This window comes from Methylobacterium sp. WL116 (assembly GCF_008039455.1).
GTDB lineage: Bacteria > Pseudomonadota > Alphaproteobacteria > Rhizobiales > Beijerinckiaceae > Methylobacterium.
In genome coordinates this window covers 1-4,419 of the sequence record NZ_VRUV01000381.1, presented here as the reverse complement: position 1 = coordinate 4,419, position 4,419 = coordinate 1, and the positions used below count along the sequence as shown (strand labels likewise).

The window sequence follows — 4,419 nt, the reverse complement described above, 5'->3', positions numbered from 1 at the left end:
CCCGTCGGCCGGCGCGGGCGCCGGGGCGGGTGCCGGAGTCGGCGCAGGCATCGGAGCCCCGGCCTTCGGCGTGTTGTCGCCGGCCGCCGCGATCGCCAGCATGTTGAGCAGCTTCGTCACCGAAGCCTGCGAGATCGCCGTCACCGACGAGGACGGGTCGGCGTTGATGGCCTGGAACTTGAGGTAGGTCTTGTCCTCGTAGATCTCGTTGAGGTGCTTGAGCTCGGTCAGCGTGAACTTGGTCGCGTATTCCTTCGACAGCCCCTCGACCATGATGCCGCTCTGCTTGTCGAACTCGGCCATCAGCTCCTTACGGACGGAGTCCGACTTGTCGTCCGGCATCGCGGCGACGGTCTTCTCGAGCGCGGCGTCGAAGCCGGTCTTCAGGTTCTTGATCAGCGTCTTGCTGACGAGCGTCTTGGCCTCGGCGACCTTGTCGGCCGCCTCGTCCGCGCGGGCGGCGATGGGCAGGGCGAGCGCGGTCGTCAGGCACAGGGTGGCGAGAAGGCGGGTCATCGTTTCTCCCAAAGGTTCGTGTCGTCCCCGCCGTTTCCCGGCACGGGTCGGGGCCGGCTCTAGCAGCGTTCGCGTCGAATAGGGAACGCGCCGGCCGGTTCGAGACCGCGTCAGACCCGCTCGATGATCGTCGCCGTGCCCATGCCGGCGCCGATGCACAGGGTCACCAGGGCGCGCTCCTTGCCGGTGCGCTCCAACTCGTCGAGCACGGTGCCCAGGATCATCGCGCCGGTGGCGCCGAGCGGATGGCCCATGGCGATGGCGCCGCCGTTGACGTTGACCTTGGCCGGATCGAGGTCGAACGCCTGCTGGAAGCGCAGGACCACGGCGGCGAAGGCCTCGTTGACCTCGAACAGGTCGATGTCGGAGAGCTGCATCCCGGCCCGCGCCAGCACCTTCCTCGTCACGTCGACCGGGCCGGTCAGCATCAGCGCCGGATCCGAGCCGATGTTGGCGAAGGCGCGGATTCGTGCACGCGGCTTCAGGCCCGCGGCGACGCCCGCCTCTCGCGAGCCGATCAGCACCGCGGCGGCGCCGTCGACGATGCCCGACGAGTTGCCGGCATGGTGGACGTGGTCGACCGCCTCGACGTCCGGATGCGCGTCGACCGCCACCGCGTCGAAGCCGCCCATCTGGCCCATCTGCACGAACGAGGCCTTCAGCTGCCCGAGCGACTGCATGTCGGTCGCGGGCCGCATGTGCTCGTCGCGGTCGAGCAGGGTGATGCCGTTCACGTCGCGCACCGGCACGACCGAATCCTTGAACAGGCCGTCGGCCCAGGACCTGCCCGAACGGGTCTGGGACTGCACGGCGTAGGCGTCGCAATCGTCGCGGCTGAACCCGTACTTGGTGGCGATCAGGTCGGCGGAGACGCCCTGGGGCATGAAGTAGGACTTGATCGCGATCGCCGGGTCGACCGGCCAGGCGCCGCCCGAGGCGCCGAGGCCGACGCGGCTCATCGACTCGACGCCCCCGCCCACCGTCATGTCGTGCTGGCCGGCCATGACCTGGGCGGCGGCGAAGTTGATCGCGTCGAGGCCCGAGGCGCAGAAGCGGTTGATCTGCACGCCCGGCACGTGGTTGCCGTAGTCGGCGACCAGCGCCGCGGCCCGGGCGATGTCGCCGCCGGCCTCGCCGACCGGGTCGACGCAGCCGAGCACCACGTCGTCGACCTTCCGGGTGTCGAGGCCGTTGCGGTCCTTGAGCGCGCGCAACGCCGTCTCGGCCAGGCGGAGCGCCGTGACCTCGTGCAGCGACCCGTCCGGCTTACCGCGGCCGCGGGGGGTGCGGACGTGGTCGTAGATGAAGGCCTCGGTCATGGCGTTTCCCTCGGATCGTTGTCCACTTGGCAACAGCGAGGGCTTGCGCGGTCCGACGCTCCCTCACGTCCCTCCCCCCTCTGCGGGGGAGGGTGGGCCTCGCGTCAGCGAGGGTCGGGAGAGGGGAGCGCGTTATCCGGCACCGTCGCTCCCCTCTCCCGACCCGCTTCGCGGGCCACCCTCCCCCCGCAGAGGGGGGAGGGAAGAACTCCCTCAGAACGCCTCGGCCGGCAAGGCCATGGTCGTGTCCGCGCCGGCCTTGACCCGCCCGAAGCGCATCGCGGTCTCGGGCAGCACCCGCTCCATGTAGAACCGGCCGATGGCGAGCTTGGCCTCCATGCGCTCCGGCCGCTCGGCCTTCTTGGCGTTCGCCGCCTTGGCGATCTTGCCCCACATGTAGCCCATCGCGACGAGGCCGAGGAGATGCATGTAGTCGGTGGCGCCGGCGCCGGCGTTGTCCGGCTTCGAGAACGCGTTCTGCATGAACCACATGGTGGCGCCCTGCAGGTCGTTGAGCCCGGCCTGGAGCGGCGCGGTGAAGGGTTTCAGCGCCTCGTCCTCGCCGTTGTCCTTGATGAAGGCCTGGACCTCGCCGAGGAAGGTCATCATCGCGCGACCGCCGTCTTTGGGCAGCTTGCGCCCGATCAGGTCCATCGCCTGGATGCCGTTGGCGCCCTCGTAGATCATCGCGATGCGGGCATCGCGCACGAACTGCGACATGCCCCATTCCTCGATGTAGCCGTGGCCGCCGAACATCTGCTGCGCCTCAACCGCGTTGGCGAAGCCCCGGTCGGTGAGCACGCCCTTGACCACGGGGGTGAGCAGGCCGAGCAGGTCGTCGGCGGTCTGGCGCTCCTTCGCGTCCTCGGAGCGATGCGAGATGTCGGATTGCAGCGCGGTCCAGAGCATCAGCGCGCGCGCCGAATCGTTGAAGGCGCGGATGCCCATCAGCGTGCGGCGCACGTCGGGGTGGACGATGATCGGGTCGGCGGCCCTGTCCGGCGCCTTCGCGCCGGTGAGCGAGCGGCCCTGCAGCCGGTCCTTCGCGTAGGCCACGGCGTTCTGGTAGGCGACCTCGGACTGGCCGAGGCCCTGCACGCCGACGGCGAGCCGCGCCTCGTTCATCATCACGAACATCGCGTTGAGGCCGCGGTTCTCCTGGCCGACGAGCCAGCCGGTGGCGCCGTCGTAGTTCATCACGCAGGTCGAGTTGCCGTGGATGCCCATCTTGTGCTCGATCGAGCCGCAGGACACGCCGTTGCGCGCGCCGACCGAGCCGTCCGCGTTCACCAGGAACTTCGGCACCACGAAGAGCGAGATCCCCTTGGTGCCGGCCGGCGCGCCCTCGATCCGGGCGATGACGAGATGGACGATGTTCTCCGACAGGTCGTGCTCGCCCGCCGAGATGAAGATCTTGGTGCCGGTCAGCGCGTAGGAGCCGTCGCCGTTCGGCACGGCCTTGGTCTTCAGGAGGCCGAGATCGGTGCCGCAATGGGGCTCGGTGAGGTTCATGGTGCCGGTCCAGGCGCCCTCGACCATCTTCGGCAGGTAGGTGCTCTTCTGCTCGTCCGAGCCGTGAACCAGCAAAGCCGCCATCGCCCCCTGCGTCAGGCCCGGATACATCCCGAGCGCGAGGTTGGCGCCGGAGGCGAATTCCTGGATCGCGGTGTTCAGCGTGTGCGGCAGCCCCTGGCCGCCGTATTCCTCCGGCACCGACAGGCCCATCCAGCCGCCCTGGGCGTAGGCGTCGTAGGCCGCCTTGAAGCCCTTCGGCGTCGTCACCGAGCCGTCGGCCCGGCGGAGGCAGCCTTCGAGGTCGCCGACGCGGTTGAGCGGGGCCAGCACCTCGTCGGCGAGCTTGGCGCCCTCGTTCAGCACCGCCTCGACCATGTCCGGCGTGGCCTCGGAGAAGCCCGCGAGGTTGGCGTGGTTGTGGAAGCCGAGCACGTCGTTGAGGAGGAACAGGGTGTCCTCGACCGGGGCGCGATAGCTCGGCATGTGTCGATCCTCCAAGGGGGCGGAGGCCCTGCCCGGTCCGTCGCGGAGCGGTGGGTCTCTCGATAGTTCATATATAAACTATCCCGCCGTCCGGGGGCAAGAGGGGTGCGGCCGGGTTCCGCGGTTTCGACCGATGCAACCCATGTTCGACCTCTTAACCCGGTGTTTACCAAGAAAGTTAATGGTCCTGGACAACCGATCCGAGGACCGCGTTCCGGACACGTCGCAAGCGTGCGCGAACGTGGCCGGGGCCCGGTGCCGAACGCCGCCGAACGCAGGCCCGATGATGACCCGAACCGCGACGCCGAGCTTCGACAACTTCGATCCCGACGTGCTCGATGCTGCCCGCGACGTGGCCCGCCGCGCCGGCGTCCCGCTGGAAACGTGGATCGCCTCCGTCGTGCCGGACAAGGCGAAGGCGGGCTCGGTCAAGGCGGCCGCGAAGTCCAGCACGAAGGTGCCGCGCCGCCCCGCCTCGGATCTTGGGACGTCCCGGCCGGCCGCACCCCTCTTGCCCCCGGACGGCGGGATAGTTTATATATGAACTATCGAGAGACCCACCGCTCCGCGACGGACCGGGCAGGGC

General features: G+C 69.3%; 4 protein-coding genes. 1 reads left to right on the top strand and 3 read right to left on the bottom strand.

Translation table 11 applies throughout. From position 1 onward, the window contains the following. The 3 genes from FV223_RS20950 to FV223_RS20935 all read right to left on the bottom strand — a co-directional run. Positions 1-516: hypothetical protein (locus FV223_RS20950; RefSeq protein ID WP_246689745.1), on the bottom strand; the 516-nt coding region annotated here is incomplete at its 3' end. A 110-nt stretch (positions 517-626) separates the two neighbouring features. Then, positions 627-1,835 carry an acetyl-CoA C-acetyltransferase gene (locus tag FV223_RS20945; RefSeq protein ID WP_147728814.1) on the bottom strand — a complete coding sequence of 403 codons (1,209 nt, stop codon included), beginning with the start codon at positions 1,833-1,835 and terminating at the stop codon, positions 627-629. 213 nt (positions 1,836-2,048) lie between these two features. Continuing rightward, positions 2,049-3,833: an acyl-CoA dehydrogenase C-terminal domain-containing protein gene (locus tag FV223_RS20935; protein WP_147728812.1), complete on the bottom strand. Its 1,785-nt coding sequence runs from the start codon at positions 3,831-3,833 to the stop codon at positions 2,049-2,051. Positions 3,834-4,116: 283 nt separating this feature from the next. Here FV223_RS20935 and FV223_RS20930 point away from each other — a divergent pair, with 283 nt between their 5' ends. Further along, positions 4,117-4,377: a hypothetical protein gene (locus FV223_RS20930; RefSeq protein WP_147728811.1), complete on the top strand. Its 261-nt coding sequence runs from the start codon at positions 4,117-4,119 to the stop codon at positions 4,375-4,377. The last annotated feature ends 42 nt before the right edge of the window (positions 4,378-4,419 follow it).